Raw genomic sequence first — 25,375 nt, 5'->3', positions numbered from 1 at the left:
CGGTCGATCCCGGCCGTGTTCCATCTGTTCGGGAAATGTCGGATCATGAAAGCGGCCATGCGTTTGACCCTCTAAGCCAGAGCCGCACGAAGGCGCGCAAGCAACGCCTGCCGATCCGCCCGCGCCGCCAGCGCCTGATCCATGGTAACTTCTACGAACTGCGTCGGCGTATGTGGCTGCAATTGCCCGATCAGATCCATATCGGCGGAGATCACCGTTCCCAGCATGAAATAGCCGCCGCCGGAAACGGCGTCGCGGTGCAGGATGATCGGCTCCGTTCCGCCCGGCACCTGGATCGAACCATAGGGGTAGCAGCTGTCGACGATATCGGAGGGGTCGGAGCCCGCGCCGAATGGCTGCTTGCGTTCGACGAATTCGAGCTTGCGGCCGCCGCGGAAGCGATAGCCCATGCGATCGGCCTCCGGCGCCACCTTCCACTGATCGGCAAAGAAGTTGCTCTTTGTCTCTTCCGTCAGTCGATCCCAATAGAGCCCCGGCAAGACCCTGAGTTCGGCCGGCGTACCGGGCTTGCGGCGCAGCTCTTCTGCAACCGAACGACCAACACCTGCCATCGAGCCGGAGCCGACGGGAAGCTCATCACCGGCAGCGATGGCCTTGCCGTTAAGGCCACCGAGGGCGCCGATCGCGTAAGTCGATCGACTGCCCAAAGCTTCGGGAACGTCGATGCCACCCGACACCGCAATGCAGACCCGCGCGCCGGACTTCAGAAAGTCGAAGCTTACGATCTGCCCTGCCTTGATCTTGAGGGCGGTCCATCCCGGCTGCAGCTCGCCATCGATCCTGACCGGCATGTCGGCGCCGGTGACGGCAATCAGCGCATCGTCCTGAAATTCGAGCTTAGGCCCCATGAAGACGGCCTCGAGCCCGGCGGCGCCCTCGTCATTGCCGACAAGAAGATTAGCTGCCCGCATGGCGTAACGATCCATGGCGCCGCCGACGGGAATGCCGAGATGAAAGTAACCGGGCCGTCCGAGATCCTGAATGGTGGTGGAAAGGCCGTGATGAAGAACCTTAATGGCCATGAAGCGCGCCCTCCAGCTTGGCGTTGTATCCGTCGATATCGGCCTGGTACTGCCGAAGGTCGAAGCGAACCTCGCGGATCGGCGGCGCAAAGCGTCCCTTGTCGACATCCTCGACGGCCTGGTCATAGCCATCACGATCGATCGGTCGAAATTTCACGATGTCGCCGGGACGGAAGAACACCATGAAATCACGCAGGTAGCTCGTCGATTGCGTGGGATCGAAGATCGGCATCGGCGTGATGCCGAACATCTGATAGCCGCCTGCCCCGCGCACCGAATAGATGCAGCCGAAGCAGCCGCCATGTCCCACAGTCAACCGCGGCGTATCGGTTCGCGGGCGCAGATATTTCGGCACTTCTATCTGCCGCTGCCGCTCGACCATCTGATACATGAACGGCAGCCCGGCGACGAAGCCGACCATGGAGACGAACCACGGCGAGCCGGCATGGGCCGAGATAAAGTCCTCGACAGCTCCATAACCATTGATCCTGGCGGCATAGTCGAGATCCGTGCCCGTCGGCTCCTGATGCCGCTCGCGGAAGCGCATCAGCGTCTCATGCGTCCAGGGATCGTTGTAGAAAACCGGGATTTCGACGATGCGGGTCGTGATCGCGGGCTCTGCCTTCTCGGCGGCGCCCTCGATCGCCCTGACCTCTTTCAAGAGATCGTCCGGCTTGATCAGGTCCGGATCGAACTTGATCTGGAAGGACGCATTGGCGGGGCAGATTTCGGTGACGCCCCTGATGGCGCTTTCGCGCACGCCCTTGGCCATCGACAGGCTCTTGAAGAACGCTTCGAGGGACATCTCGTCGCTGCATTCGACGAAGAGATGCTCGTCACCTCCGAACGTAAAGCGAGCGGGCATCAGGCAACCTCCGCCGATATGCCGTTAACCGCGGTAAAATCGGTCTCCAGCCAGGATTCGAGAAAACGGGTGTGGAACGTCCCCTTGCGTACCGACGGGTCGCGGGCAAGCGCCAGGTGCAGAGGGATCGTCGTCGGCAATCCCTCGATCATAAGATTGGAAAGGGCGCCAGCCAATCTCTCGAGGCAGGCGTTGCGATCCTCAGCCCAGACGATCAGCTTGCCGAGGAGTGAATCGTAGAAGGGCGGCACGGTATAGCCCGCATAAAGCATCGTATCGAAACGGATGCCCTCGCCTTCCGGAACGGACAGTCTTGTCACGGTGCCCGGCGCCGGAAGAAAGCCCTTGGCCGGGTCCTCGGCATTGATCCGGCACTCGATGGCATGGCCACGAACGCGAATATCGGACTGCGACAGCGACAAGGGTGCCCCACCCGCCACCTTGAACATCTCCTGCACCAGATCGATGCCGGTAATCATCTCGGTCACCGGATGCTCGACCTGGATGCGCGTGTTCACCTCGATGAAGTAGAACTGCCTACTATCCTCGTCGTAGAGATATTCGACCGTCCCCGCGCCGCGATAGCCGACCTCCGCCGCAAGGGCCACGGCACTGGCGCAAAGGCGCTGCCGGACATCTTCGGGCAGCAGGAAGGCTTGCGCCTCCTCCCACACCTTCTGGCGACGACGCTGCAACGAGCATTCGCGCTCGAAGCAATGCACGAAGTTGCGTCCGTCACCAAAGATCTGCACCTCGACATGCCGGGCGCGGGTGACGACCTTTTCCATGTAGAGGCCACCATCGCCGAAAGCAGCGGCGGCCTCCGCCGAAGCAAGCGGAAACTGTTCCCTGAGTTCGGTAAGCGACTGGACGATGCGAATGCCGCGGCCGCCACCACCAGCGGCCGCCTTGATCATCACAGGAAAGCCAGTCCGTTCGGCAATCGCCTCCGCGGCGCCGATGTCGGCGACGCGACCATCACTTCCCGGCACCGTCGGTACGCCGGCGCGCGCGGCAATCGCGCGCGCCGCCACCTTGTCACCGAGCAATCGTATGGCCTCGCCGCTCGGTCCGATGAAGATCATCCCGGCTGCCTCGACGGCATCGGCAAAATCGCCGTTTTCAGACAGAAACCCGTATCCAGGGTGAACGGCATCCACGCCGGCTGTTCGCGCGGCCGAAACAATGGCCTCTATGTTCAGATAGGATTTCTTCGGCGCTGGCGAACCGATATCGATCGCCTCGTCTGCCAGTTTCACCGCGAGCATATCGGCGTCTGCAGCGCTATGGACCTGCACGGTGCGAATACCGAGCGCCTTGGCAGCTTTTATGATCCTGACGGCGATCTCGCCGCGATTGGCAACCAGAACGGAGCGGATGGTCATGGGTCCACCTCCGCGATGATCTGGCCGGCCATGACAGGCTCTTCATTGTCGACAAGGAAGGTGATGTTCTTGCCATCAAGCCCAGCCGGTATCTGCTGAAAGGTCTTCATGACTTCGATCAGGCCGATCGTATCGCCTGCGGCAACCGCATCGCCGTCAGCCTTGAAGGGCGGCGTGTCCGGAGAGGAAGCCCTGTAGAAAGTTCCCGGAAGGGGTGATCTGATCTCAAGCTTGCTCATGGGACCTCCGTGCTGCGTCGCTGTTCAAAATCTGTGAAACGGGTGCAATTCTTATACCCTCGGCAATGAGGGCCTCGCGCATGTGGCGCACGATATCGAGCGCACCCAAAGTATCGGAATGAAAACAGATGGAATCGAACGCGATCGGAATATCCGCGCCGTTGACGGTGCGGACAATACCTTCCGTGCAGGCTCTCACGACCTTGCGGGCGATCGCCTTGGGATCGGGACGACCGGCATCCCTGGTAAAGACGATCCAGCCGGTATCGCCATAATCGCGGTCAGCATAGAATTCGCGGACGACGGGTTGGCCGGCCTCTTCGGCCGCAAGGCAGGTGGCGGAACCATCCATGCAGAAGACGAACATGTTCGGCGCTGCGGTGCGCATGTATTGTATGAAGATCTGCGACAGATCCGGGTTTGCCGCCAGTTCCATGTAGAGGGCGCCATGCGGCTTCACGTGCTGTACCGGCACGCCGTAGCGCCTGGCGAATTCCCGCAGCGCGCCGACCTGGTAGACCAGATCGTTGACCAGCTCCCGACTGGTGCCGTTGATCTTGCGCCGCCCGAAACCCTGGAGATCGTTGTAGCCGGGATGGGCACCGACACCGACGCCATGAGCGGCCGCCATCCGCACGGTCTCGTCCATGAGATTGGGATCGCCGGCGTGAAAGCCGGTGGCGATATTGGCCGAGCTGATAAGCGAGATAAGTTCCTCGTCATGCGCGTCGCCGATCCGCCAACGGCCGAAAGCCTCCCCCATGTCGCAATTGATATCGACCGCTTCCTTCAAATGCCTTCCCTCGCACTTTCGTCCCGCTCAGGACCGATACGAAAACGCTAGAGACAAAGATGGCCTTTGAAAAATACAATTTTCAAAGTTTGATTATCTGATAAACTGATACAGGCGCTCAAAATTGCACCAGAAAATATTCAATAATATCAGTATTATATAAAAATTGCGCAAGGATTTATCGAAGTCAGCTCGTTTTTGATCCATGAAATCTGATTAATCGCGGCTGTTTTCAGATAAATAGATGGGAGAATTCTCATGAGCCTGAGCCTAAGGCAACTCCGCTATTTCGTTGCAACGGCGGAGTACGGGCAGATCTCACATGCTGCAGTGAACCTGTCGATCTCGCAGTCCGCCGTCACCGCGGCAATCAAGGATCTAGAACTGACGGTCGGCGTGTCACTGTTCAACCGCACGCCGCAGGGCATGGAGCTGACCACGGCCGGGCGGCAATTCCTGTCGCATGCCTATGAGATCCTGGCAAAGGTCGATGAAGCGACTCATCTCAATCTGGTCAGCAGCGATATCGAGGGAGAGCTCGTCGTTGCCGCCACCTATACCGTCATCGGCTATTTCCTGCCGCTGCATATAGAGCGCATCCGCCGCCTCTATCCGAAACTGAGAATCCAGCTTTACGAGGTCAATCGCGAGTCGATCGAGGAAGGGCTCCTGACCAATCGCTATGATATCTCGGTGCTGCTGACATCGAACATTCTCAATCCGATGCTGACGACCGAAACGCTTCTGAGCTCGGTGAGGCGCCTCTGGCTTCCGGCCGGCCACGACCTGCAGCGGCGCGACGGCATAGGCCTGCGCGAAATCGCCGAAGAGCCCTACATCATGTTGACGGTGGATGAAGCAGCCCATTCTTCGCTGCGATACTGGAGCCGAAGCCCCTATCAGCCGAAAGTTCTGTTACGGACCAGTTCGATCGAAGCAGTGCGATCGATGGTGGCCAACGGCCTCGGCGTCGCAATCTTGTCGGACATGGTGCACCGTCCCTGGTCACTCGAGGGGCGGCGCATCGAGACCGTGAACATTCAGGATCCGGTTCCGCCCATGGATGTGGGGCTGGCCTGGCGCGCCAATGTCGAATTCAGTCAGCCCATGCTCGCCTTCAGGCGTTATTTCCAGCAGGCCTACAGCCTGCCGGGTACGAACTCCTGATCCGATTGGTCGGCAACCCGGCTTTCTCGCTCGACTACATGGGATCTCAAGGAGGCCATTACTGTACCAGCACAGGCTGCGTGCACCTTGCATCGGTAACGCTCACGTCGGCTTGTCCGATACCGAGACCGAGCAGGCCGAGCAGGCCGTACAGAACCTGATCGAGTGGTGCGGTCACGACCGATAGCGTATCGGCAACGGCCGAAAGCACTCCCGACGGCGTTCCAATGGTCAAGATGAGCAATTGGATGGTGATGGTCGCGTTTTTCAGGAGCGACGAGACCGTGGAGGTCAGGACGGTACTCGTTGAAACCGTCTTGATCGTACCTGCCGAAATCTCCGAAGGCTGAAAGTTCAATCGTGTCGGGCTCATGTTGGCGATATCGACCTGCGCACTCGCGATCACCTTCAGAAGAAGGGAATCGATGATCGCAGCCGGCGTCACCCGCGGTTCGGAGCCGAAGTTTACGAAGGCAGACGTGTTGACGTCGCCCAGATCTACCTCGGCAACACCGGGCACGGCATCTATGCCGACGACCGCGTTCGGCATGGAGCCGCCGACACAGGTAATCGAGGCAAGCTTGGCTTCCGCGGGAGCAAGCTCGATATAGAGCGGCACCCTGAGCTTCAGCCCGGCGATCAGGGACAGACCGGTAACGGCGACTTCGAGCGCAGCACGGACCTGTGGCGTGCGAACAATCGTGCCCGGCGCGCCCACGGCAAGGGCCGGCGTCTGCTGAGACATTTCTCCGATCGCCAGCGTCAGCTTTGCTGTCGCAACGCCTGGCAAAGCGGCCCCAAGATCAAGCGCGATCTGCTTTTGCTGGTTGGCAGCCATTGCCGTCATCGAGATTAGGTCCAGCACATTCATATTGGCCGTCAGATTGGGGGAAGTGCCGACGATATTGCTCCCCAAAGGACCGAGGTTCACGATATCCTGCAGCTTGACGGTCAGTTTCGTCGTGCCGAGCGTCTTGCCAAGATTGTTGATGAGGGTGACGACGCCGCTCGAAAGATTGGTCGATTTGCCGAGCGCACCGAGAATCTTGTCATAGGTGACATCGGTCGCGAGAAGCTGGTCATAGCTTACCCCTGTAAGCTTGAGATCCGTCGCCAGGAGATTGAGAAAACTCAGAAGATTGACATTCGCGCTTATGAGCGACTGATAGTCCGCGACCTTTAGGGAGATCTGCGTTCCCAGCAACGTGCCAAGGAGCTGGTTCAGGATACCGCCGTTGAGGCTGGCAAGCCGCGATCCGACCGAGAAGGCGGCCAGACGCTCGCTGGATGCGGTGCCCGTCGCGCTGAGCGTCGGCGGCGTAGCAAAGGCGGAAGCGAAAGGCATCACCGCCTTTTGGGTCAATGTCACCTTGACGGAGTCATACGGTGAGGTTCCTGTAGAGGAGAAGCGGTTTGCAAGCGGGATCGACGCGTCCGCCGTGTAGGTGCCGAGCACCAGATTGCCCACGGTCTCATATTGACCGGAGTTGGCGGTAGCTGTGTTGACGAGCCCGTTGCTCGTCATATAGCTGCTGCCGGAGGCAACCGCCGCCGTGGTGCCATTGCTCTGGAGATTGTTCAAAAGCGCAGTCTGCGCATTTGCGATATCGGAGGCAGCCGATATCGCGCCGATGTCGCTCAGTTGCTGGAGGCGCCGTTGCTGTAGCGTCATCATGCCATAATCGATGCCGAGGCCAAGGCAATAAAGGATCAGAGGCGAGACAAGCGCAGTCGTGACGGCAACGTTCCCTCGCCTGTCTCGCAGAGAGGCGAGCCGACCGAGAAGCCACTCCATCAGAGACCTCCGAGACGAATGGTCGAATAGCGGCGGATGGTTTGATCCGGCATCGCGAATGTATAGAGGTTCCAGATCGGAAGATTCGACGCGTCATAGGCGGCGCTGACGGTGAACTGATTGACATTGGTCGGGTCGGTAGCGACGGTTATCGTCAACTTGCTCTTGTCGATGAAAGCGTCGTTGATCGTCGAGCTGGTGACGAAGCTCTGAACCAGCTGGCTTCGTTCGTCCGCCGACAACCCTGCAATCGCCGTGCGGGCGGCATCGGCCGTCAATTGCTGCAGCGAATGAGCGGCAGTAAGATAGATGGCAAAGGCGACCAGCGTGAGAAGCAGAAGGAAAAAAAGCGGCGCGATGAGAGCGAATTCGACGGCTGCGGCGCCCTCTTTCTCCCTGTTGAAATGAGAAACACGATACATGGTCCTGTCTCCTTCAATCGACCTTCATCTGCGCGATGACGGTCGAGGAGACCTTAGGCTTTGGACGTTAATTTTATATTTCTAAATAAGATATTTTCTAATATTATTTATATCTTAAAGATATCGAATACTTGACGAAATCACCGTTCCACTAGGGAATATCTGTCATGGCAAAATCCCGAGCATGAGAAGCTTGCCACATCGAATATTGGCACCGCGACCTTCTATTTGCAGTCGATCGAAATCTTTCCTTTCCAACCGCTGCTTCTCGCCCGCGCCGCGCATTCGACAGCGCCGGTCTGCTCGATGCCCAGATCAACAACGGACATCTACTTTTTCTTCGGCACCAGATCCCAGCCGCCCTGGATGTTTCTCACGAAACGGCGGTTCCCTTTGTAGTAGGTGACGGCGCCCGTTCGATCCACCTTGATAGACGTCGGCAGCGATTGCGTCGCCGCCTTCAGCCGCTCGACCATGTCAAGCGCCTCCTGCCTCTTACCAGCGCGGATCAGCGCCATCAGTTTCGACTCTTGTTTCATCCTCTATACTCCCGTTGATGGAGGTCTAAGGGCGGGCAGAACTTGCGACTCGTCAGTCCAATTTGCATATGAATCACCCCACTCGGCGTTGCATGAGCAGCGAACGCAGTGCGACGGCCACCACGCAAACGCTTGATACAAGGAAGATTGCGCCCGACATCGCATAGATCGTCGGCGAGGCGCCGGAATTCATTTTGCCGAACAGCACTACCGGCAACGTGTTTTGGCGACCGGCCAGATAAAAGGCGCGCGTAAACTCGTTGAGGGACAGCAGGAACGAAAAAATGAAGGCGCTGACGAGGCCCGGCCGGATCAATGGCAGGGTAATATCCCAGAACTGCCGAAACCGGCCGGCACCGAGATCGTCCGCCGCCATCAGATAGGTTCGCTTGACCGCAGCAAAGCTCGTTAGGATGACGACGAAGGCGAAGGGCATCGCCCATAGCAGATGGCCGGCAATGACGGTCAAGGCCGATGCCTTAACGCCAGCGCGACTGATGACCGTCGAAAGCGCCAGCCCCTGGATGACTCCAGGTATGAACATCGGCAACAACACGGTCAGAAACCACAGGCTGCGCCCGCGGTGAAGCTCGCGATGGGCCAGCGCCGCGCCGAGCGACAGCAGCGTCGCGATGACAGCCGTTGCAAGCGCAATGATGATCGATTGCCCGAGCGCGGCGACAAGCGCGCTTTCCGAGCCGAGTGCGAGGTACCATTTCAAGGTAATGTCGGAGAAGTGCGGCAACCCCGGCTGCAGCGCCGGATTGAACGAGACACCAAGCAGATAAAGCGGTGGCGCATAGATCACGATGAGGCCGAAGATGGTCAGAGCCCAGATGACGATGCGCGGGGTCGTTCCTTCCCTGACTGTCATTGGCCGCGCTCCTCGAATAGCGAAGAAAGGCCGAACAGGGCATTGCCGATCAGCACCAGCCCAAAGACGATGACGAGCATCAGCGTCGAGATTGCAAAGGCGAGCGGAAAATTGGCGACACGCATGACGTCATTGATCATCACCGAGACGATCGATGCGCCAGCGCCTCCAAGCATCTGCACCTCGGTCGAGGAGCCGGCAACCATGACGAAGACGAAGAGGAAACCGGCAAAGACGCCGGAGTAGGTCAGCGGCAACAACACGGTGCGGACCATCGTCCAGAACCCGGCGCCAAGATCGCGCGATGCCGCCAGCGCGATCGGGTCTACGCGGCGCATGGAGAGCAGGACAGGGAAGGTTGCGAACGGCAGGTAGGAGGCGACAAGCCCGACGATGACGGCAAAATCGCTGAACAGCAACCAGTCGAGCGGCGCATCCGTGATGCCGGCTTGCTGAAGAAGCATGTTGATGACGCCAGTGCGGCCAAGCAGCAGCCGCCAGGAGAAGGAGCGAATGAGATAGGACGTGAAAAACGGGATCGTAAGAAGGGCCGCGAGCACGACGGACAGAGTGCGACCAGCCAGAAAATACATTGCATAGGCAGTGGGATAGGCGATGACGAGGCATATAGCGGATGTCAGGAACGCCTTGCCAAGCGTGGATAGAAACACGCTCCAGCGCCCGGCTTCCAGAATGGCGCCATAGGCGGCGAGGCTGAATTCCGGCTTGATCCAGTAGGTGGCAGAGTCCCAGGCACAAAAGCTCCAGACCACGACAAGAACGAGCGGCGCAAGGCCAAACGCGAGGATCGCCGCAAGCGGAGCGGTCAGCAATAGAACTGATGTCTTCATAATCTAATCCTCCTTCTCTCGGCGTTGATCCCATCGGCTCGGGGCCGGCCTGTCCTTCGACAGATGCACCAGCCCCGGTCCATTGTGTTAAATCAGGCGTTGCGCAGCTTCTGCCACCACTCTTCGTAGAGTTGGAAATTGTCCGGGCGGCAATTTTGCCAGTAGACCTTTCCGGAGAACTTGGCCTTCACATGGTCGGCAAGCTTGGCTACATCGTCGGGCTTGTATTCGTCCGGATGGGCCTTGGCGTAGGCGAGGTTGTTGTCGGTCGGCACGAGATAGCCGCGTGCCTTGCCGAGTTCGCAACCATAAAGGCCGGCCAGCAGTCCATCGACGAATTTGTGGGCGACGTCAGCCTTGCCGCGCTCCGTGGCACCCTTGAGCAGCACCGTGTTGTTGCCCCAGCCTTCGTAGCCTTCGACGGGAGCAGCATATTCGACCTGCAGACCGCGCTTGCGGCCTTCATAGACGATCGGCTCCCAGCCGGTCATGGCGTCAACTTCTTCATTCGCCACAAGTTGGACGCCCTGTTCCCAGCCATTCCAGAAGGTGCGGAACTGGCCGTCCTTCTTGTGCTTGATCAGGAACTCCATGACGAGGCCGAGTTCGGATTCCGTCAGATTGCCCGGCTCCTTGATCGGCTTGTTCTCCGCTTCCTTGAGATAGATGGCGGTAAAGATGGCGCTGTTGATCCACGCATCTTCCATCGCAACCCTGCCCTTGAGCTTGGGATCGAAGATGACGCCGTAGCTGTCGACCTTGCCGAGCTTGTCGGGGCGATAGATGATGGAGTCGGCGTTGACGACGGTGGGAATGCCGTACTGCTTGCCCTCATAGGTCAAGGTCGGGATATCCTTGGCCCATTGCCAGATGCCGGCGAAATTCGAGATCTTTGAAACGTCCCAGGGCGCAATCAGGCCCTGCTTGGCGAGTTCACGCTCGGCGCCGCCCTGAAAGCCGCCGACATCGAAGAGATCATTGGCATTGCCGGCGGCAAGGCGCGCGACCACCGGACCGACATCGTTGCCGTTATCGGTGAATTCGGGCGAAACACCACTCTGGCGGGTAAATTCCTGCCATTTGTCGCCGATATCGAGCGTCGCAGTGCCCCAGAACGCAACCGTTGCGTCATCAGCCATGGCACGCGTTGCAGATAGCCCACCGACGGAGAGTGCGGCCGCACCCGCCCCCATCAGCTTGAGCATGTCACGGCGCTGCATATTACTCCTCAAGGCGGAGGAGACGAGATTATTGCTCTTATTCATCGTGTCATTCCCTTCCCTCATTTTTCGCTTGTGTCAGCTATTCGGGTTCTACTCATCGCCTCCAGCCAGAGCCGGTATTCCGGAACGATCGATCAGGAGCGCAGCGCCTGGCTTCAGACAGACGCGCACGCTTTCGCCCGGCGAGGGCGGAGTTGCGTCCGCGCTAGTCGTTAACACCACGCGCTGGCTGTCGGCGAACGCGAGCGTAACGTCATGGCTGAGTCCGCGATAGATGCTTTCGACAACCTTAAGTTCAATTATTTCAGCAACCTCTTCGGCAGCTGGGGCCAGCTCAATGCGGTCTGGGCGGATTGCGACGAGCACATCGGACGGCGGCGCCGATCCGGAGAAGCTCGCACTGATGCGCTGTCCAGCAATCGTAACGACAGCCTTGTTGCCTGAAATCACAATGCTTTCGGGCGTCAGGAGCGTGTCGATGCCGACGAAACGGGCAACGAAGGCATTGGCCGGCGCTTCGAAGAAGCGCGACGGCGCATCGGTCTGTTCGATCCGCCCCTTGTGCATGACCGCCATGCGATCCGAAAGGCTGAGTGCCTCGTCCTGATTGTGAGTGACGAGAATGAAGGTCGCTCCAGTCCGTTTGTGAAGCCGCCCGAACTCGTCACGCATCTGCTGACGCAGCCGCTCATCAAGCCCGGTCAAAGGTTCGTCAAGCAGAAGGATGCCCGGTTCCATGACGAGCGCGCGCGCAAGCGCCACGCGTTGCCGCTGACCGCCTGAGAGAAGATTGACGTCGCGATCCGCAAAGCCCGAAAGTTCGACGAGGTCCAGTGCACCATCGACCTTGGTCTTAAGGGCGGCACCGGACAGTCCGCGCAACTTCAGGCCGTAGCCGATATTCTGAGCGACATTCATATGCGGAAAGAGCCCGAGCGACTGGAAAACGGTATTCACCGGCCGGCGATTGGCCGGAACATCAGCCATGTCCTTTCCATCAAAAAGCACACGGCCCGAGGTGGGTTTGTCGAAACCGCCGATCAGCTTCAGCAGAGAACTCTTGCCGCAACCGGACGAGCCGAGCAGCGTAAAGAACTCCCCTGCCCTGATGTCGAGCGTCACATCATCGACGGCGTGCGTCGGCCCGTAATTTCTGACGATATGGTCGAGACCGATCGCTATCGCCATACTAGACGCGTCCCCCATCACATTCGCGGATGAGCAACAAGCCCTCCTCGCTCACTTCCAGCTCCTGTCCGGCAAGAACCAGCGATGTCGCCGTCGCCTCCTCGATGACGAGGGGGCCAGCAATCTTCTCGGAAGACGGCAGCCGCGTGCGCTCGTAGACGGGGCAAGACTCCCAACCGATCATCCCACCAAAATAGACCTCGCGATGCCCTTTGAAGGCCGTCTCCAGCGAACGGCCGGCGCCATCGAGTTTCGGAATGGCGATGACCGTGCCGTGAAGCACGGCCTCCAGATGGATCATCGTGATCTCAACCGGCGAACTGGGCAGGTGGAAGGTATAAGCGCGCTCATGAGCGGCATGGAAACGTTTCGCAAAGCTTCCAGCGTCGTCGTCCATTTCGAAGAGGGCAAAGACGCCGTGCTCCTGTCCGCGATATCGGGCTTCGACGCGGCAGACATAGCGAATCTCGGCGGCATCGCCTTTGGAGAAATATTTGACCGCCTCACGCTTCAATTCATCGAAACGGCGCTTCAGATTGCTGACGGCTTCCGGACCGAGAGGAGAGAACCACGTGCTGCGGAAATCGGCCCGCGGCTCTGCCGCGAGCATTCCCCAGGCCGAAAATATGCCGGGATGCGGCGGCACGACCGTCATCTTCACACCGAGATCGCGCCCAAGGCGCGCAGCAAGAGCGGGTCCTGCTCCCCCTGAAATGACGAAAGCGGCATCGCGTGGATCGTGCCCGCGCTGGACGGTTACCAGCTTCAGCGCATTGATCATTGAGGCATGGGCGATCTCGACGATGGCGAGCGCCGCATCCTCGACCGACAACCCCATCGGCTTGGCAACCGTCGCGATTGCCGTGGCCGCCTTGGACTTGTCGAGCTGCATCTGGCCGCCGGCAAAGCTTGCCGGATCGAAGATGCCGAGTGTCAGCAGTGCATCGGAAAGGGTAGGCTTCTCACCACCACGACCATAGCAGGCAGGCCCCGGCGTGGAACCAGCGCTTTCCGGGCCGACGCAGAGCGCGCCGCGCTCGTCGATACGGGCAATCGACCCGCCGCCGGCGCCGATTTCCACGATATCGACCACCGGCACCTGCACCGGATAGCCGGGGGCGATACGCGTATGTTCGAGCTTGTACTCGCTGTCGAGCGTTGGGCGGCTGTCGTGGATCAACGAGCATTTGGCCGTCGTGCCCCCGACATCGAGCGACAGCACTTCGGATTCGCCAAGCACGGTGCCGATGCGCGCGGCACCCGCCACGCCACCAGCCGGTCCGGATTCGACCAGCGTCAGCGGGCTCATCTGCGCCTGATCAAAGGTGGAGATTCCGCCGTTCGACTGCATGGCATAGTAGGGGCAGGTGAGATCGCGCTCGGTCAGCGCGCTTTCAAGCCGCGCGAAGTAGCGCTTGATGATCGGCTGCACATAGGCATTGAGCACCGCCGTGTTGGAGCGCTCATATTCCCGCCATTGACGGGAGACCTCGTGGCTGGCGCAGACCGTGACATCCGGCAGCGCCTCGGCGATCGCCTTGGCGCAGGCGATTTCATGTTCGGGATTGGCGTAACTGTGGAGGAAGATGACGGCGACCGCTTCGACCTTGCGGGAGCGGCATTCGCGGATGATCGGTTCGAGATCGCCAAGCTCGATAGGCGTCAGCACCCGACCCTTGGCGTCCAGACGTTCGCGCACCTCGAAGCGCAGGCTGCGCGGCACGAAAGCTTCCGGGCTCTTGAACTGGAGATTGTAGAGATCGGGGCGATTGCCGCGACCGATTTCCAACACGTCGCGAAAGCCGAAGGTGGTCACCAGCGCCGTCTTGACGCCCTTGCGCTCGGTGATCGCATTGATGACAGTCGTTCCGCCATGGGCGAAGAAAATCACATCGCGGGTCGAAAGCCCGTCCTTCTTTTCGGCAAGTTCGATCGCCGTTAGCACGCCTTCGGATTGGTCGTGGACGGTCGTCAGGCTCTTGGCGGTAAAGATCTCGCCCGTGCGCTCATCATAACCGACGAGGTCGGTAAAGGTACCGCCTACATCCGTCGCCAGTCTGATCATGACGCCATACCCTCTTCATATCCATACAGGCTGCGCGCCACCTCGCTGGTGATGTAGCCATCTTCAACATCGCGACGGACCTGTTCCGGCTCGCGAGCACGCGGATCGCCCCAGCCACCGCCGCCGCCGGTGATGATCCGCACGAGATCGCCGCGGTTCAGACCTATATGCGGCTCGCGGCCAAAATTAAGAACTTTTCCGCCGTTCTCTTCCACCTGCAGAAGATTGATACTGCCGGATTTACCGCCTTCGATCCCCCAGGGAGGCGTGTCCGTTCGTCCGAAGCTGCAATAGGCCGACGCGCCGTCGCCCAAAACTTCGTAGTCACGGATGACACCGAAACCGCCACGGCGGCGGCCGGCGCCCGATCCTCCTTCGACGTTCAGCGCATAGCGGCGCACGAGCAACGGAAAGCGCGCCTCGATCACTTCGACCGAGTAATTGTAGGTATCGCCATCGGTAAGTGCGATCAGCGCATTGGCGCCATCGCCGTCCCTGCTCGCGCCCCAGCCGCCATGTTGCGGCTCGATGTGGATGAATGGCTGTCCAGCCTCATCCTTGCCGGCGACATAGACGACGCAGAGGCTCGTATAGGAACCGGCGGAAAAGCGCTCAGGCATAAGCTTGGCAAGCGCCTTCCAGACGAGTTCGGAAGCATGCACCGAGCCCTCATAATACCAGCCTGTCGGCGACGGCTTCTCGGCAGTGAAAACCGATCCCTTTGGCGCGATGACGGAGAGCGGCCGGAACCAGCCCTCATTGGACGGCGCCTGCGGCGCGACCAGCGCCTTGAAGATGGTGCGCACGGCCGACTGCAGCGCACCCGCCGCGCAGTTGATCGGGCCTGCAACAGCCGGCGGGCAACCGGTGAAATCTGCCGTCAGGCGATCTCCAGCGATCGTGACAATTACCTTGACCGAGATGGGATCGGTGGTGACGCCATCCCCGTCGATAATATCTTGCGCCTCGTAGGTTCCGTCGGGCAGTGCGGCGATGGCGGCGCGGGCCTGCTTCTCGCTGACCGACAAGAGGTGATCGAATGCGGCCTCGACGACATCGGTGCCGTATTTGCGCGCGAGTTCGCCCATGCGGCGAGCAGCAACGCGCACGGTCGCAACCTGCGCCGTGAGGTCGCCGATCGCGACTTCGGGCAGACGGACGTTCTCGCGGATGATGCGCAAGACCTCGCCCGAAAAACGATCGCTGCGGACCACTTTGACGCCCGGCAACCTCAACCCTTCCTGGAAGACGGAGGTGGCGTTGGGAGCAAGCGAGCCCGGAACCGAGCCACCGACATCGAGATAGTGGGCGACATTGATGGCATAGGCCAGTATCCGGCCATCGAAGAAGATCGGCTTGACGATGGCAAAATCGCAGGCATGCGTGCCGCCGGAATAGGGGTCGTTGGTGAGCAGGATGTCACCATCTTCCAAGTCGTCGCCGTAGAGTGCGATCAATGACTTGACCTGGGTGCCGAAAGTGCCGGTGAACAGGGTGATGCCGTTCATCTGCGCCACGAGCTCACCTTCACGGGTGAGGAGACCACAGGCGAAATCAAGCACCTCATAGATAACAGGACTCATCGAGGTCCTGGCCATGACCACACCCATCTCATCGACGGTGGCTGCCAGCTTGCCCTCGATAATCTCCTGCGTCACCGGATCGACGACGATCACGAATCTACCCCTCGTTATTATATTCGCACGAGTGCAGATTAGGTGTTTTTTCGTCCATCGATAGCCTTCCCGATGGGTGGGCGGCAATACCAAAACCCACCCGAACGGGTGGGTTAGCGATCAAGCATGCCCTTTTGGCGTGCTGCCGTCACCGCCGCAGTCCGCGTCGAGACGTTGAGCTTCGCAAAGATATTGCGCAGGTGAAACTTGATCGTATTGTCGGACAGGGCCAGCATCCGGCCGATTTCCTTGTTGGAAAGCCCCGAACTCAGCAATTCCAGCACCATGCGCTCTCGGCCGGTAAAGGCGTAGCCGCCCTCATCGATGGCGGGCTCTTGCGCCGTCTCCTCACTCATGAGCAGCGACTGAAGACGCTTTCGAGGAACGTTTGCGACCGTTGGATGATTGGCGAGTGCGCGAAGCTCCCCGAGCCCCGCGGAGTGGTCGAGATGAAGCAGCGCCCGGTAGTCGTCGAGAGGCATCGTCAAGACGAGATCGGAAAGGCTGGCGGCGGCGAGATCCGCGCGGCCTTCCGCCAGAAGAATTCCTATTTCGATGAGAGTAAGCTCGATCGCGCGCGGAACATGCGGACGTTGCGCCTGACGCATCCTGAACTGATCAAAGACCTCGCGCGCCTTGGCCTTCTCGCCAAGGGCCAGGTATGCACGTGTCCAGAAGATCGCCGGCGTGGCTCCGCGCAGATGGATGGCCAGGGTATTGGCGCGATCTGAAACGATTGCCTGCATGCCGAAGCCATTGGCCTCGGCATGGCGGATTGCCTGATCGAGATCGCCCGATGCCATGAGCAACATGGCACGCTCGCCATCGATCAGACGTGTGAGCCGATCGAAACCGCGCCGCCGCGCCACGGCACGAATGCGATCCATCGCCGCATGGGCGGCAAGCAAATCCTCGCGCATCCGCAGGACCCGTTGCTCGGCCATGAAACCAGCAGCCAGAAGATCGAACCAGGTATCGTGAAGCTCAAGATGCGGCAGCGCCCATCCGAGCATCTCCGCCGCTGTCTCCGCGTCGCCGCGCATCGACAGAACCTCGGCCTTCAACACCTGGCCGACGGCATCGAGATCGCTACCCGGACCGATATTCGTCTGCGCTTCGCAGATCAGCTCGTCATAGGCCGAGAGTGCGCTCGCACAATCGCCGGAGAGAAAGAAGGCCTGGCCGATATGGGTATAGAGGTGCATGGCGCCGAAATCGGCTCCACCGTCGCGAAAGGCGCGAATGGCCAGATGCCCGTAATGCAGTGCCCGATCAAGCTCGCTGCGGATCAGGAAATTGTAGGAGAGCATGTTGAGCGCCAGCGCCCGATGGATGAGCTCCATTCCATCCGGCTGCCGCAAATCGTCTTCAAGCGCAGAAAGATCGGCCGCCGTCGCCCAGTGATCCGTATAAAGCGCCAGCAGAATGCGCACGACACGCAGGTCCTTTGCCAAGGTCGGGTCTGCAACTGCGGCCCGCTCGGCGATGACAAGATAGTGATTGGCCGCAGCCAGATGCGCCGCCTTGGCGTTGAAGATCGAGAGCCCAAGTGTTGAAAGCGGAAAGCGGACGAGATCGATTTCCGAGGCACGTCCGCTCAAGGCCTGAAAGAGCGTTGCGCCGCCGCGGGTGGTGGCATAGACGCGTCGCCAGCCGCCGGCGGTCTCGACGATACGTGCGGCAAGATTGGCATCGCCTGCCGAAAGCGCGTGATGCACGGCCCGATCTATGTCGCCATGGGCTTCAAACCAGTGGGCCGCGCGATTGAGCGCAAGATTGGCATCGATCCCCCTGCGACTGGCGGTCTTCTTGAGGAACTCGTTGAAGACCGGATGAAACCGCATCCAGTTGCCGGGGCCTGCAAGCAATGTGACCGGAAGGGCGTAGTCAGCCAGCCTTTCACTAAGATCCGCCTGCTCTCTGCTTTCCAGAACGGCTTCGAGCAACGAATGATTGAAGGCTGGAAGGGCGGCCGTGCCGATGAGAAACTGGCGTATGTCTTCAGGCAGATGTTCGAACACCTGCTCCGACAGGTAGGAGCCCATGTCGGCACCGCCGCCGTCGAAAGAGGCCAGAATGCTGTCGCTCTCCTCCGATTCCGATACGAGCAAACTCACCATCTGCAGCGCAACCGCCCAGCCTTCGGTCCGGCGATTGAAAGAACCGACCTGCTCCTCCGTCAGATGAGTGCCCTTACCGGCGAAAAGCTCCCCTGCTTCGGCATCGGTAAAGCCAAGCTCGGCAACGCCGAACTGCTTGAACTCACCACGCAACCGCAGTGCCGAGAGCGGAAAGCGCGGCGGACTGCGGCTGACCAGCACCAGCTTGACGTGTTCGAGCGAGAGGTCCGCGAGAATCTTCGCCATCAACGCCTCGGTCGCATCCGTCTGGGCGAAATGATAGTCGTCGAGAAAGACGACGAGCGGTCCTTCGATCTTGCGCAGCCGCGTCGCCAGCACGGAAAGCAGTGCTGCCGCAGGCAGATTGCCGGCGTCGGCACCATCTTCGTGAAGCAGCGTCTGCAGGGCATCGATCAGTGCAAGCAGGAAGGCTTCCTGGTTGGTGTGTTCAGCATCGAGCGACACCCAGCAGAGCTTGACGCCATCCTCCTTCAACAGCTCGTACCATTGGACGGCAAGGGAGGTCTTGCCGTAACCGGCAGGTGCGACAATGGTCGTCAAACGGCGCAGCCCGGCCCGCCGGAGCTGCCGCAACAGGTCGCTACGTCTGATTGTTTGCTGCCCACTAGACGGGGGAGCAAATCGATTCTGTCCACTCATGGGGCGGGATGATGATGTCTTGGCAGGCAGTTTGCAACCCACGCGAAAACGTTTGCAAAGCCGGTTTTTCCCCATCTTTCGCAAGGCGACACCTTACAGGCCATGGTTGATGGCTCACAAAATTGCACCGGCATAGCTGAAGCTTTCTGAAATCAGGCTCGCCCAGTCGAAGAGGTGACGTCAGCGGCCCATGAATGCGCTCGAACGGACAAAATTTTGCCGTTTCCGGCTATAAACGGTCCGTTAGGGATTTGTTGACCATAATTGGACGGTATAGCGATGCCGCAGACGCGGCGCCTCTGATTTCTGTGTCTATTAGCAAGGGCGAAAGTCGTATCCGTGCATCACGTGATCTTTTCCATTCCGACGACAGTTTTTGCCACGACTTTCTCGTTCGTCGCTTGCCGCGTGGCGCTGATCGCGATGCTGATACTTGGCGCCTTTGCCGGCTCCGCTGCGGCCGAGGATCGTGCGCTCAAGCTCTTTTTCACGCACACGGGGGAAAGGGCGACCATCACCTTCAAGCGCGGCGGCAAGTATGACCCGCGGGGCCTTGCCCAGATCAACCGTTTCCTGCGTGACTGGCGCAAGAACGAGCCGACCAGGATCGATCCGGAGCTGCTCGATCTTGTTTGGGAGGTCTATCGCCGCAGTGGTGCGGGAGAATCCATTCACGTCGTCTCAGCCTACCGCTCTCCGTCAACCAACAACATGCTGAGAGGCCGGTCCCGCAGCTCCGGCGTGGCGAAGCACAGCCAGCACACGCTCGGCAAGGCGATGGATTTTTACATTCCCGGCGTGAAGCTTGCCAGCCTGCGCGCGATCGCCATGCAGATGCAGATCGGTGGTGTGGGCTTCTATCCCAATTCCGGCTCGCCCTTCGTGCATCTCGATGTCGGCAGGGTTCGCGCCTGGCCGCGAATGTCGCGCCAGGAGCTTGCGCGGCTTTTCCCGAATGGCCAGACACTCCATGTGCCGGCGGATGGCAGACCGCTACCAGGTTATGATGTGGCGATCGCACAATCCAAAAAGCGGCCCTCTCAAATGAGCAGCAGGATCGCAGCTGTCTCGGACGACGATGACGACGCCGGATCATCGCTACCGTCTCGCAACGAGACGCCCGACCGCAGCCTTCTCACCAGCATGCTGCCGACGCCCAGGAGCCGAGCCATCAACGGACTAGAGCTTCAGCTCGGCAAGCGGGTGGCTGAAGAAAACAAGAGCCAGCCCTTTGCCGATCTTGCGGCCTATGCCGTTCCGCTGCCGGCCTGGCGTCCAACCAGCAGCATCGTCGTCATCCCGACGGCCGCGCCTGAAAGACCCATTCCGCCTGCCGTCCTTGCAAGCCTGGTCGTGGGCCGCAACGACGCCGGAAAGCTTGTGGTTTCGGACAACGCAAAGAATACGGCCGACAGCGCCATGGCGAAGATGCAGCCAATGGCACAGCTGCCGAGCTCCGCCGCGCAGGAAGTATCCGGCGGCGTCGGGGCCATGTCGACCGGCGCCATCGTCGCCTGGGCTCTGCAGCCGCCGGGCATGGCGGTCAGCATGACGCTCCCGAGCCTCGTCAGTGCGCCCATTCCGATGCACGACGACATGGCGGAGGCCCAGGCCGGTGCCGCAGCCTATGACGGCGACGACTTCGACGTCGAACGGTTCGGTTTCGAAGGCTGAGGTAGCCTCATACTGCGTTATTTGTGAAGGGTCAGATCGATTGATCCGGTGATCTCTCCGCCTGCGCCAACAGCGAAAGCTGGGCGAGACCACCAAGGGCAAAGCGAACCAACCGCTCCGCCAGCTCCGCATCCGTCGTCACGTCCCGCCCGAGCGCCGGAATGATCTCGGAGACGCGTTTCTCGGCAACGAGCAGCATGAAACACGGCGCCATCGTCGAAAGTGCCGCCTGAGCGACGAATGGGTGATCTGGCGCCACGCCGATGATCTGTGCGATGACGCCGAACAGCAAAGCCTTTTTAGGTTCAATTTCCTCGCGGCGAAGCTTGTCGATATGCGGCGTTGGCGCGATCAGTTCGCGGACAATCACCTTCGCCGGCCATGAATGCTCATTGCCCGTTCGCACGACCTTGACCAGCAGCCCGATAAACCCCCGCAGCTTCTCTTTCGGCTCGATGTCTGCGGCAACCGTTCGGGCAAGCACATCGTAACTCATCAGGCGGTGATGCGCCTCAGCAAGAACATCTTCGTACAGCGCCTCTATGCCGCCGAAGTGATAGTTCACCGCCGCCGCGTTCGTCCCTGCACGCAAGGCGATTTCCTTTGCAGTCGCGCGATCGAAGCCGAACTCGGCAAAGACGGCGCCGCCTGCTTCGAGCAAGCTCGTCCGCGTGGCCGCACCGTCCTGCCGATCCCGAGATCGCGCCGTTCGTCTATTGCCCTTGGCCATTGGTTCTGCCTTCCATTAATTCAAATATTAATTTGAAATTTGAATTTTACAAGTGTTATAATCACCCGCTGATCGGTCTCAGTCATCGTTCGTTTCCCCAAGGCCGGCATTTCTTTGGAGTTCAAACTAAGCATGCAGCGCGTCATCGTCATCCTGGTTCTCCTGATCGCCGTCGCGGGCGGTGCCTGGTGGTATTTTCATCGGGACAGCGGCTCGAACGAACTCGTTCTCTATGGAAATATCGATTTCAGACAGCTCAGCCTCGCCTTCAACGGCAGCGAACGTGTGGCCGAAGTCCTTGTCGAAGAGGGCGCACAAGTCAAGAAAGGCCAGATCGTTGCCAAGCTGGATACAAGCCGGTTGATGCCGCAGGTCGCCCAGGCCGAGGCGCAGGCCGCGAGCCAACGCGCCAATCTCGACCGCCTCAAGAACGGCAGTCGCCCGGAGGAGATTGCGCAATCCCGCGCCAATCTCGAATCCGCCAAGGCGGAAGCAGTGAACGCGCGCGCCCAGCTCGAGCGTCAGACCGCCCTTGCTCCCAAAGCCGCCGTCAGCCAGCAGGCTCTGGACGAAGCGCGCTCGGCGTCCGCCGTTGCCGACGCCAAAGTGGTCGCGAACCAGAAGGCGCTGGATCTGCTCATCGTCGGCTCCCGCATCGAGGACATTCAGGAGGCGGAGGCGCAGCTACATGCGGCAGAAGCCAATGTCGCGCTCCTGCACCAACAGCTTGCCGATGCCGAGCTGAAGGCGCCTGTCGACGCGATCGTGCAGTCAAGACTGATCGAACCCGGCGAAATGGCCTCCCCCACACGTGCAGCCTTTTCGCTTGCGACCATCAGCCCGAAATGGGTGCGCGCCTATGTCTCGGAAACCCAGCTTGGAATGCTCCGCCCCGGCATGAAGGCGAATGTCACCATGGATTCGCTGCCCGGGCGCACAATCCAGGGATGGATCGGCTTCATTTCCTCCGTTGCCGAGTTCACGCCGAAGTCGGTGCAGACGGAAGAACTGCGCACAAGCCTCGTCTATGAAGTCAGAATCTTCGTTGACGATCCCGACAACGTGCTGCGACTGGGCATGCCGGCAACCGTCAGGCCGCTTCCGGGCGAGCAGGCCAATGTTGCCACTACCGAACAGCAATAGAACGAGGGTGCCATGAGCTCCGGCGATCTCTCGGTCATAGCAAGGAATGTTCGCAAGACGTTTCGGCGGGATACCGGCGAAACGGTGGAGGCGCTTGCCGATGTCTCGCTCGACGTCCGCAAGGGGGCATTGACGGCGCTCGTCGGTCCAGACGGCGCCGGCAAGACGACACTGCTGCGCCTGGCATGCGGCCTCATCGCGCCGGATGGCGGCAGCCTGCAGGTGATCGGCATCGACATCGCCAAAGAGCCGCAACATGTCCAGGAGCGGATCGGCTATATGCCCCAAAAATTCGGCCTCTATGAAGATTTGAGCGTTCAGGAGAACCTCGATCTCTACGCCGATCTGCATGGCGTGACGCAGTTGCAGCGCGACGAAACCTATCCCCGGCTTTTCGAGATGACGCAGCTCGGCCGATTCAAGGAACGGCCGGCGGGCAAATTGTCGGGGGGCATGAAGCAGAAGCTCGGCCTCGCCTGCACGCTGGTGCGGGCGCCGGAACTGCTGCTGCTCGACGAGCCCACGGTTGGCGTCGACCCGCTGTCGCGGCGCGAGCTCTGGGAAATCGTCATCAAGCTCGTCAAGGAAGATGGGCTTTCGGTGATCATGGCGACCTCGTACCTTGATGAGGCCGAACGCTGCGAACATGCCGTGCTTATGCATGCGGGCAAGATCCTCGACCAGGGGCCACCATCCAAGATTACGGCAAAGGCCGATGGTTGCTGCTTCATGGTCCGGGGCATGAACGATATGCCGGCAAGGTCGCTGCAGGCGCGTCTCTTTGCTCTTCCCGGCATTGTCGATGCCGTGCCGGAGGCCGGCCGCGTGCGGATCGTACGCAAGCCGGACCAGAAGGACGAGCCACTGGAGCTGGGCGGCACGAAGCTTGAGACAGAAAGCGTAGCACCGCGCTTTGAAGATGCTTTCATGATGCTGTTCGATGCTGTTGCCGGAGATATCGAGCGCAAAGGCCATGACGGCGCTTCGTCGAGCAATCGCAATGGCGATGAAACGGTCGTGCAGGTTCGCGACCTCGTCCGCAAGTTCGGGGATTTCACCGCCGTCGATCATGTCAGCTTCAGCGTCCGCAAGGGTGAGGTCTATGGTCTGCTTGGCCCGAACGGTGCGGGAAAGAGCACGACCTTCCGAATGCTCTGCGGCCTGCTTCCGGCAAGCGGCGGTACCTTGATGGTCGCTGGCTCCGACCTGCTGAAGGCAGGCGCGAAGGCGCGGGAACGACTGGGCTATGTCGCACAGAAATTTTCGCTCTATGGCCAGCTCAGCGTCGACGAGAATCTGGAATTCTTCGCAAGCGCCTACGGACTGCGCGGCAAACACCGAAAGGACAGGATCGCCACACTAAAGAGCCAGTTCGAGCTCGACCAGTTTTCAAGACTGCCGAGCGGCCAGCTTCCGGGCGGTTTCAAGCAGCGGCTGGCATTGGCCGCCGCTCTCCTGCACGAGCCGGACATTCTCTTCCTCGACGAAGCCACGAGCGGTGCCGACCCGCTGGCGCGACGGCAATTCTGGGGGCGGATTACCGCTCTCTCGGAGCAGGGTGTCACCATCATCGTTACGACGCATTTCATGGAAGAGGCCGAATATTGCGACCGGATCATCATCCTCGATGCCGGCAAGAACCTGGCCGAGGGAACGCCGGTCGAAATCCGCGCCCACGCCGGCGCCCATGGCGAGGTGGCTGCGACGATGGAGGAGGCCTTCATCGCCATCGTCGAGAAAGAGCGGCACAGACAAATGGAGAAGGCGGCATGACCCAGTCCATCGACAGACCAGTCCAGGGATTTCGCGCAGCCCTGCGCCGCATCCGTGCGCTCATCCGCAAGGAAACCTGGCAGCTCCTGCGCGACCCGAGCAGCATCGCGATCGGCATCGTCATGCCGGTGGCGCTGCTGATCCTGTTTGGATACGGCATCAATCTCGACGTCAAGAACATTCCCGTTGCGATCGTCATGGAAGAGAATTCGGCCGAAGCGCGCAGCGTGGCCGCAGCCTTCGAGCTCTCCAGTTACTTCTCGCCGAAGCCGGTCAAGACGATGGCCGAGGCAGAAAGGATGCTCCTCTCATCCGAGGCAAGGGCCATCCTGCGCATACCCTCGGATTTCGCGCGCAAGGTCGCCCAGGGAAACGGCGAGGTTCAGGTGGTCGTCAACGGCAGCGATGCCAATACGGCGCGCATATCGCTGAGCTATGCCGAAGCGGCGGTCGGCGTCTGGGCCGCCAAGGAAGCGTCGCGAAAGGGGACGGTCGGCGGCAGCAGCGTCACGATCGAATCCCGGCTGTGGTTCAACGAAGCCAATGATAGCAGCTACTTCCTTGTCCCCGGCCTCGTCGTCCTCGTCATGACGCTGATCGGCGCGCTTCTGACCGCCCTCGTCATGGCCCGAGAATGGGAACGCGGCACCTTCGAGGCGCTGTTCGTAACGCCGGTGCGCTCGACCGAGATCCTGCTCGGCAAGACCGTTCCCTATTTTCTTCTCGGACTTGCTGGCCTTGCACTGTGCGTCGTCGGCAGCCGGCTGCTCTTCGGCGTGCCGCTTCGAGGGTCGCTGCTGATCCTCACCGTCGTCTCCATGCTCTATCTTCTGGTGGCGCTGGGCCTTGGCCTTGCCATATCCTCGATCACCAAGAGCCAGTTCATCGCAAGCCAGGTGACCGTTCTCGTGACCTTCCTGCCGGCCATGATGCTCTCGGGCTTCATGTTCGATCCGCGGAGCATGCCCTGGGCCGTGCAGATCATCACCTACATCTTCCCCGGCCGGTATTTCGTCACCCTGCTGCAAACCTTGTTTCTCGCCGGCAATATCTGGAGCGTCATTCTGCCGAATGCGGCGGTGCTTGCCGGCATGGCCACGGCCCTTTTGGCGCTTGCCGTGCGAATGACCCGAAAGAGGATCGCATAGCC

The 25,375-nt window shown here is 60.2% G+C and carries 21 protein-coding genes; 5 read left to right on the top strand and 16 right to left on the bottom strand.

Annotated features, from left to right (window positions below):
* Positions 1–71: 71 nt before the first annotated feature.
* From AC13Q5_RS19645 to AC13Q5_RS19625, 5 genes are read right to left on the bottom strand one after another with little or no spacing between them, the layout of a single operon-like run.
* On the bottom strand, positions 72–1,043 hold the full coding sequence (locus AC13Q5_RS19645) for a 5-oxoprolinase subunit C family protein (protein ID WP_488502850.1): 972 nt from the start codon (positions 1,041–1,043) through the stop codon (positions 72–74).
* Positions 1,033–1,908 (bottom strand): 5-oxoprolinase subunit B family protein, encoded by an 876-nt coding sequence (locus AC13Q5_RS19640; RefSeq protein WP_488502849.1) that lies wholly within the window; start codon positions 1,906–1,908, stop codon positions 1,033–1,035. The genes AC13Q5_RS19645 and AC13Q5_RS19640 overlap by 11 nt, the downstream gene beginning before the upstream one ends.
* The gene (locus tag AC13Q5_RS19635; RefSeq protein ID WP_047635609.1) at positions 1,908–3,293 is read right to left on the bottom strand and encodes an acetyl-CoA carboxylase biotin carboxylase subunit; all 1,386 of its coding nucleotides are present in this window, start codon (positions 3,291–3,293) and stop codon (positions 1,908–1,910) included. Before AC13Q5_RS19635 ends, AC13Q5_RS19640 begins: the two co-directional genes overlap by 1 nt.
* Positions 3,290–3,532: an acetyl-CoA carboxylase gene (locus tag AC13Q5_RS19630; RefSeq protein WP_047635610.1), complete on the bottom strand. Its 243-nt coding sequence runs from the start codon at positions 3,530–3,532 to the stop codon at positions 3,290–3,292. Before AC13Q5_RS19630 ends, AC13Q5_RS19635 begins: the two co-directional genes overlap by 4 nt.
* Positions 3,519–4,325, bottom strand: a complete 807-nt coding sequence (locus AC13Q5_RS19625) for a 5-oxoprolinase subunit PxpA (RefSeq protein WP_488502848.1) — start codon at positions 4,323–4,325, stop codon at positions 3,519–3,521. The genes AC13Q5_RS19630 and AC13Q5_RS19625 overlap by 14 nt, the downstream gene beginning before the upstream one ends.
* 258 nt (positions 4,326–4,583) lie before the next feature.
* Here AC13Q5_RS19625 and AC13Q5_RS19620 point away from each other — a divergent pair, with 258 nt between their 5' ends.
* Positions 4,584–5,492: a LysR family transcriptional regulator gene (locus AC13Q5_RS19620; protein ID WP_457877511.1), complete on the top strand. Its 909-nt coding sequence runs from the start codon at positions 4,584–4,586 to the stop codon at positions 5,490–5,492.
* Between the two features lie 58 nt (positions 5,493–5,550).
* On the opposite strand, the gene AC13Q5_RS19615 is transcribed toward AC13Q5_RS19620, so the two are convergent.
* The 10 genes from AC13Q5_RS19615 to AC13Q5_RS19570 form a co-directional block, all read right to left on the bottom strand.
* Positions 5,551–7,287 (bottom strand): pilus assembly protein TadG-related protein, encoded by a 1,737-nt coding sequence (locus AC13Q5_RS19615; RefSeq protein ID WP_457877512.1) that lies wholly within the window; start codon positions 7,285–7,287, stop codon positions 5,551–5,553.
* The gene (locus AC13Q5_RS19610) at positions 7,287–7,709 is read right to left on the bottom strand and encodes a TadE/TadG family type IV pilus assembly protein (protein ID WP_075852876.1); all 423 of its coding nucleotides are present in this window, start codon (positions 7,707–7,709) and stop codon (positions 7,287–7,289) included. Before AC13Q5_RS19610 ends, AC13Q5_RS19615 begins: the two co-directional genes overlap by 1 nt.
* Before the next feature lie 329 nt (positions 7,710–8,038).
* Positions 8,039–8,248 carry a hypothetical protein gene (locus AC13Q5_RS19605; protein WP_075852875.1) on the bottom strand — a complete coding sequence of 70 codons (210 nt, stop codon included), beginning with the start codon at positions 8,246–8,248 and terminating at the stop codon, positions 8,039–8,041.
* Between the two features lie 73 nt (positions 8,249–8,321).
* On the bottom strand, positions 8,322–9,122 hold the full coding sequence (locus tag AC13Q5_RS19600) for an ABC transporter permease (RefSeq protein ID WP_488502847.1): 801 nt from the start codon (positions 9,120–9,122) through the stop codon (positions 8,322–8,324).
* The gene (locus tag AC13Q5_RS19595; protein WP_488502846.1) at positions 9,119–9,973 is read right to left on the bottom strand and encodes an ABC transporter permease; all 855 of its coding nucleotides are present in this window, start codon (positions 9,971–9,973) and stop codon (positions 9,119–9,121) included. Before AC13Q5_RS19595 ends, AC13Q5_RS19600 begins: the two co-directional genes overlap by 4 nt.
* Before the next feature lie 92 nt (positions 9,974–10,065).
* A complete protein-coding gene (locus AC13Q5_RS19590; protein ID WP_457877614.1) occupies positions 10,066–11,238 on the bottom strand; it encodes an ABC transporter substrate-binding protein in 1,173 nt (390 codons plus the stop codon).
* A gap of 48 nt (positions 11,239–11,286) precedes the next feature.
* On the bottom strand, positions 11,287–12,384 hold the full coding sequence (locus tag AC13Q5_RS19585; protein ID WP_488502845.1) for an ABC transporter ATP-binding protein: 1,098 nt from the start codon (positions 12,382–12,384) through the stop codon (positions 11,287–11,289).
* Position 12,385: 1 nt separating this feature from the next.
* The gene (locus AC13Q5_RS19580; RefSeq protein ID WP_488502844.1) at positions 12,386–14,449 is read right to left on the bottom strand and encodes a hydantoinase/oxoprolinase family protein; all 2,064 of its coding nucleotides are present in this window, start codon (positions 14,447–14,449) and stop codon (positions 12,386–12,388) included.
* The gene (locus AC13Q5_RS19575) at positions 14,446–16,125 is read right to left on the bottom strand and encodes a hydantoinase B/oxoprolinase family protein (RefSeq protein WP_488502843.1); all 1,680 of its coding nucleotides are present in this window, start codon (positions 16,123–16,125) and stop codon (positions 14,446–14,448) included. Before AC13Q5_RS19575 ends, AC13Q5_RS19580 begins: the two co-directional genes overlap by 4 nt.
* Before the next feature lie 113 nt (positions 16,126–16,238).
* Positions 16,239–18,806: a winged helix-turn-helix domain-containing protein gene (locus tag AC13Q5_RS19570; RefSeq protein WP_488502842.1), complete on the bottom strand. Its 2,568-nt coding sequence runs from the start codon at positions 18,804–18,806 to the stop codon at positions 16,239–16,241.
* 438 nt (positions 18,807–19,244) lie between these two features.
* Here AC13Q5_RS19570 and AC13Q5_RS19565 point away from each other — a divergent pair, with 438 nt between their 5' ends.
* Positions 19,245–20,579 (top strand): peptidoglycan L,D-endopeptidase MepK, encoded by a 1,335-nt coding sequence (locus tag AC13Q5_RS19565; RefSeq protein ID WP_488502841.1) that lies wholly within the window; start codon positions 19,245–19,247, stop codon positions 20,577–20,579.
* A gap of 31 nt (positions 20,580–20,610) precedes the next feature.
* Here the strand turns inward: AC13Q5_RS19565 and AC13Q5_RS19560 are convergent, their stop codons facing one another.
* Positions 20,611–21,309, bottom strand: a complete 699-nt coding sequence (locus AC13Q5_RS19560) for a TetR/AcrR family transcriptional regulator (RefSeq protein WP_457879350.1) — start codon at positions 21,307–21,309, stop codon at positions 20,611–20,613.
* Between the two features lie 132 nt (positions 21,310–21,441).
* On the opposite strand from AC13Q5_RS19560, the gene AC13Q5_RS19555 reads away from it, so the two are divergent.
* Genes AC13Q5_RS19555 through AC13Q5_RS19545 form a run of 3 tightly spaced genes read left to right on the top strand, consistent with a single transcriptional unit; the run spans position 21,442 to position 25,373 of the window.
* Positions 21,442–22,452 (top strand): HlyD family secretion protein, encoded by a 1,011-nt coding sequence (locus AC13Q5_RS19555; protein ID WP_488502840.1) that lies wholly within the window; start codon positions 21,442–21,444, stop codon positions 22,450–22,452.
* Positions 22,453–22,464: 12 nt separating this feature from the next.
* Positions 22,465–24,225, top strand: a complete 1,761-nt coding sequence (locus AC13Q5_RS19550) for an ATP-binding cassette domain-containing protein (RefSeq protein ID WP_488502839.1) — start codon at positions 22,465–22,467, stop codon at positions 24,223–24,225.
* Complete coding sequence (locus tag AC13Q5_RS19545) at positions 24,222–25,373, top strand: ABC transporter permease (RefSeq protein ID WP_488502838.1); 1,152 nt, start codon at positions 24,222–24,224, stop codon at positions 25,371–25,373. The genes AC13Q5_RS19550 and AC13Q5_RS19545 overlap by 4 nt, the downstream gene beginning before the upstream one ends.
* Positions 25,374–25,375: the final 2 nt, after the last annotated feature.

Source organism: Martinezella sp. CNPSo 3964 (genome assembly GCF_057784375.1).
The sequence above is the reverse complement of the archived record's forward strand: the minus strand, read 5'-3'. Positions and strand labels throughout refer to the sequence as shown.

What these genes read in the sequence shown, in the direction of transcription:
- AC13Q5_RS19580 (WP_488502844.1), bottom strand. Translation starts at nt 14,449, where the DNA reads ATGATCAGACTGGCGACGGATGTAGGCGGTACCTTTACCGACCTCGTC.
- AC13Q5_RS19610 (WP_075852876.1), bottom strand. Translation starts at nt 7,709, where the DNA reads ATGTATCGTGTTTCTCATTTCAACAGGGAGAAAGAGGGCGCCGCAGCC.
- AC13Q5_RS19600 (WP_488502847.1), bottom strand. Translation starts at nt 9,122, where the DNA reads ATGACAGTCAGGGAAGGAACGACCCCGCGCATCGTCATCTGGGCTCTG.
- AC13Q5_RS19620 (WP_457877511.1), top strand. Translation starts at nt 4,584, where the DNA reads ATGAGCCTGAGCCTAAGGCAACTCCGCTATTTCGTTGCAACGGCGGAG.
- AC13Q5_RS19545 (WP_488502838.1), top strand. Translation starts at nt 24,222, where the DNA reads ATGACCCAGTCCATCGACAGACCAGTCCAGGGATTTCGCGCAGCCCTG.
- AC13Q5_RS19595 (WP_488502846.1), bottom strand. Translation starts at nt 9,973, where the DNA reads ATGAAGACATCAGTTCTATTGCTGACCGCTCCGCTTGCGGCGATCCTC.
- AC13Q5_RS19555 (WP_488502840.1), top strand. Translation starts at nt 21,442, where the DNA reads ATGCAGCGCGTCATCGTCATCCTGGTTCTCCTGATCGCCGTCGCGGGC.
- AC13Q5_RS19550 (WP_488502839.1), top strand. Translation starts at nt 22,465, where the DNA reads ATGAGCTCCGGCGATCTCTCGGTCATAGCAAGGAATGTTCGCAAGACG.
- AC13Q5_RS19640 (WP_488502849.1), bottom strand. Translation starts at nt 1,908, where the DNA reads ATGCCCGCTCGCTTTACGTTCGGAGGTGACGAGCATCTCTTCGTCGAA.
- AC13Q5_RS19645 (WP_488502850.1), bottom strand. Translation starts at nt 1,043, where the DNA reads ATGGCCATTAAGGTTCTTCATCACGGCCTTTCCACCACCATTCAGGAT.
- AC13Q5_RS19560 (WP_457879350.1), bottom strand. Translation starts at nt 21,309, where the DNA reads ATGGCCAAGGGCAATAGACGAACGGCGCGATCTCGGGATCGGCAGGAC.
- AC13Q5_RS19605 (WP_075852875.1), bottom strand. Translation starts at nt 8,248, where the DNA reads ATGAAACAAGAGTCGAAACTGATGGCGCTGATCCGCGCTGGTAAGAGG.
- AC13Q5_RS19590 (WP_457877614.1), bottom strand. Translation starts at nt 11,238, where the DNA reads ATGAATAAGAGCAATAATCTCGTCTCCTCCGCCTTGAGGAGTAATATG.
- AC13Q5_RS19635 (WP_047635609.1), bottom strand. Translation starts at nt 3,293, where the DNA reads ATGACCATCCGCTCCGTTCTGGTTGCCAATCGCGGCGAGATCGCCGTC.
- AC13Q5_RS19615 (WP_457877512.1), bottom strand. Translation starts at nt 7,287, where the DNA reads ATGGAGTGGCTTCTCGGTCGGCTCGCCTCTCTGCGAGACAGGCGAGGG.
- AC13Q5_RS19630 (WP_047635610.1), bottom strand. Translation starts at nt 3,532, where the DNA reads ATGAGCAAGCTTGAGATCAGATCACCCCTTCCGGGAACTTTCTACAGG.
- AC13Q5_RS19585 (WP_488502845.1), bottom strand. Translation starts at nt 12,384, where the DNA reads ATGGCGATAGCGATCGGTCTCGACCATATCGTCAGAAATTACGGGCCG.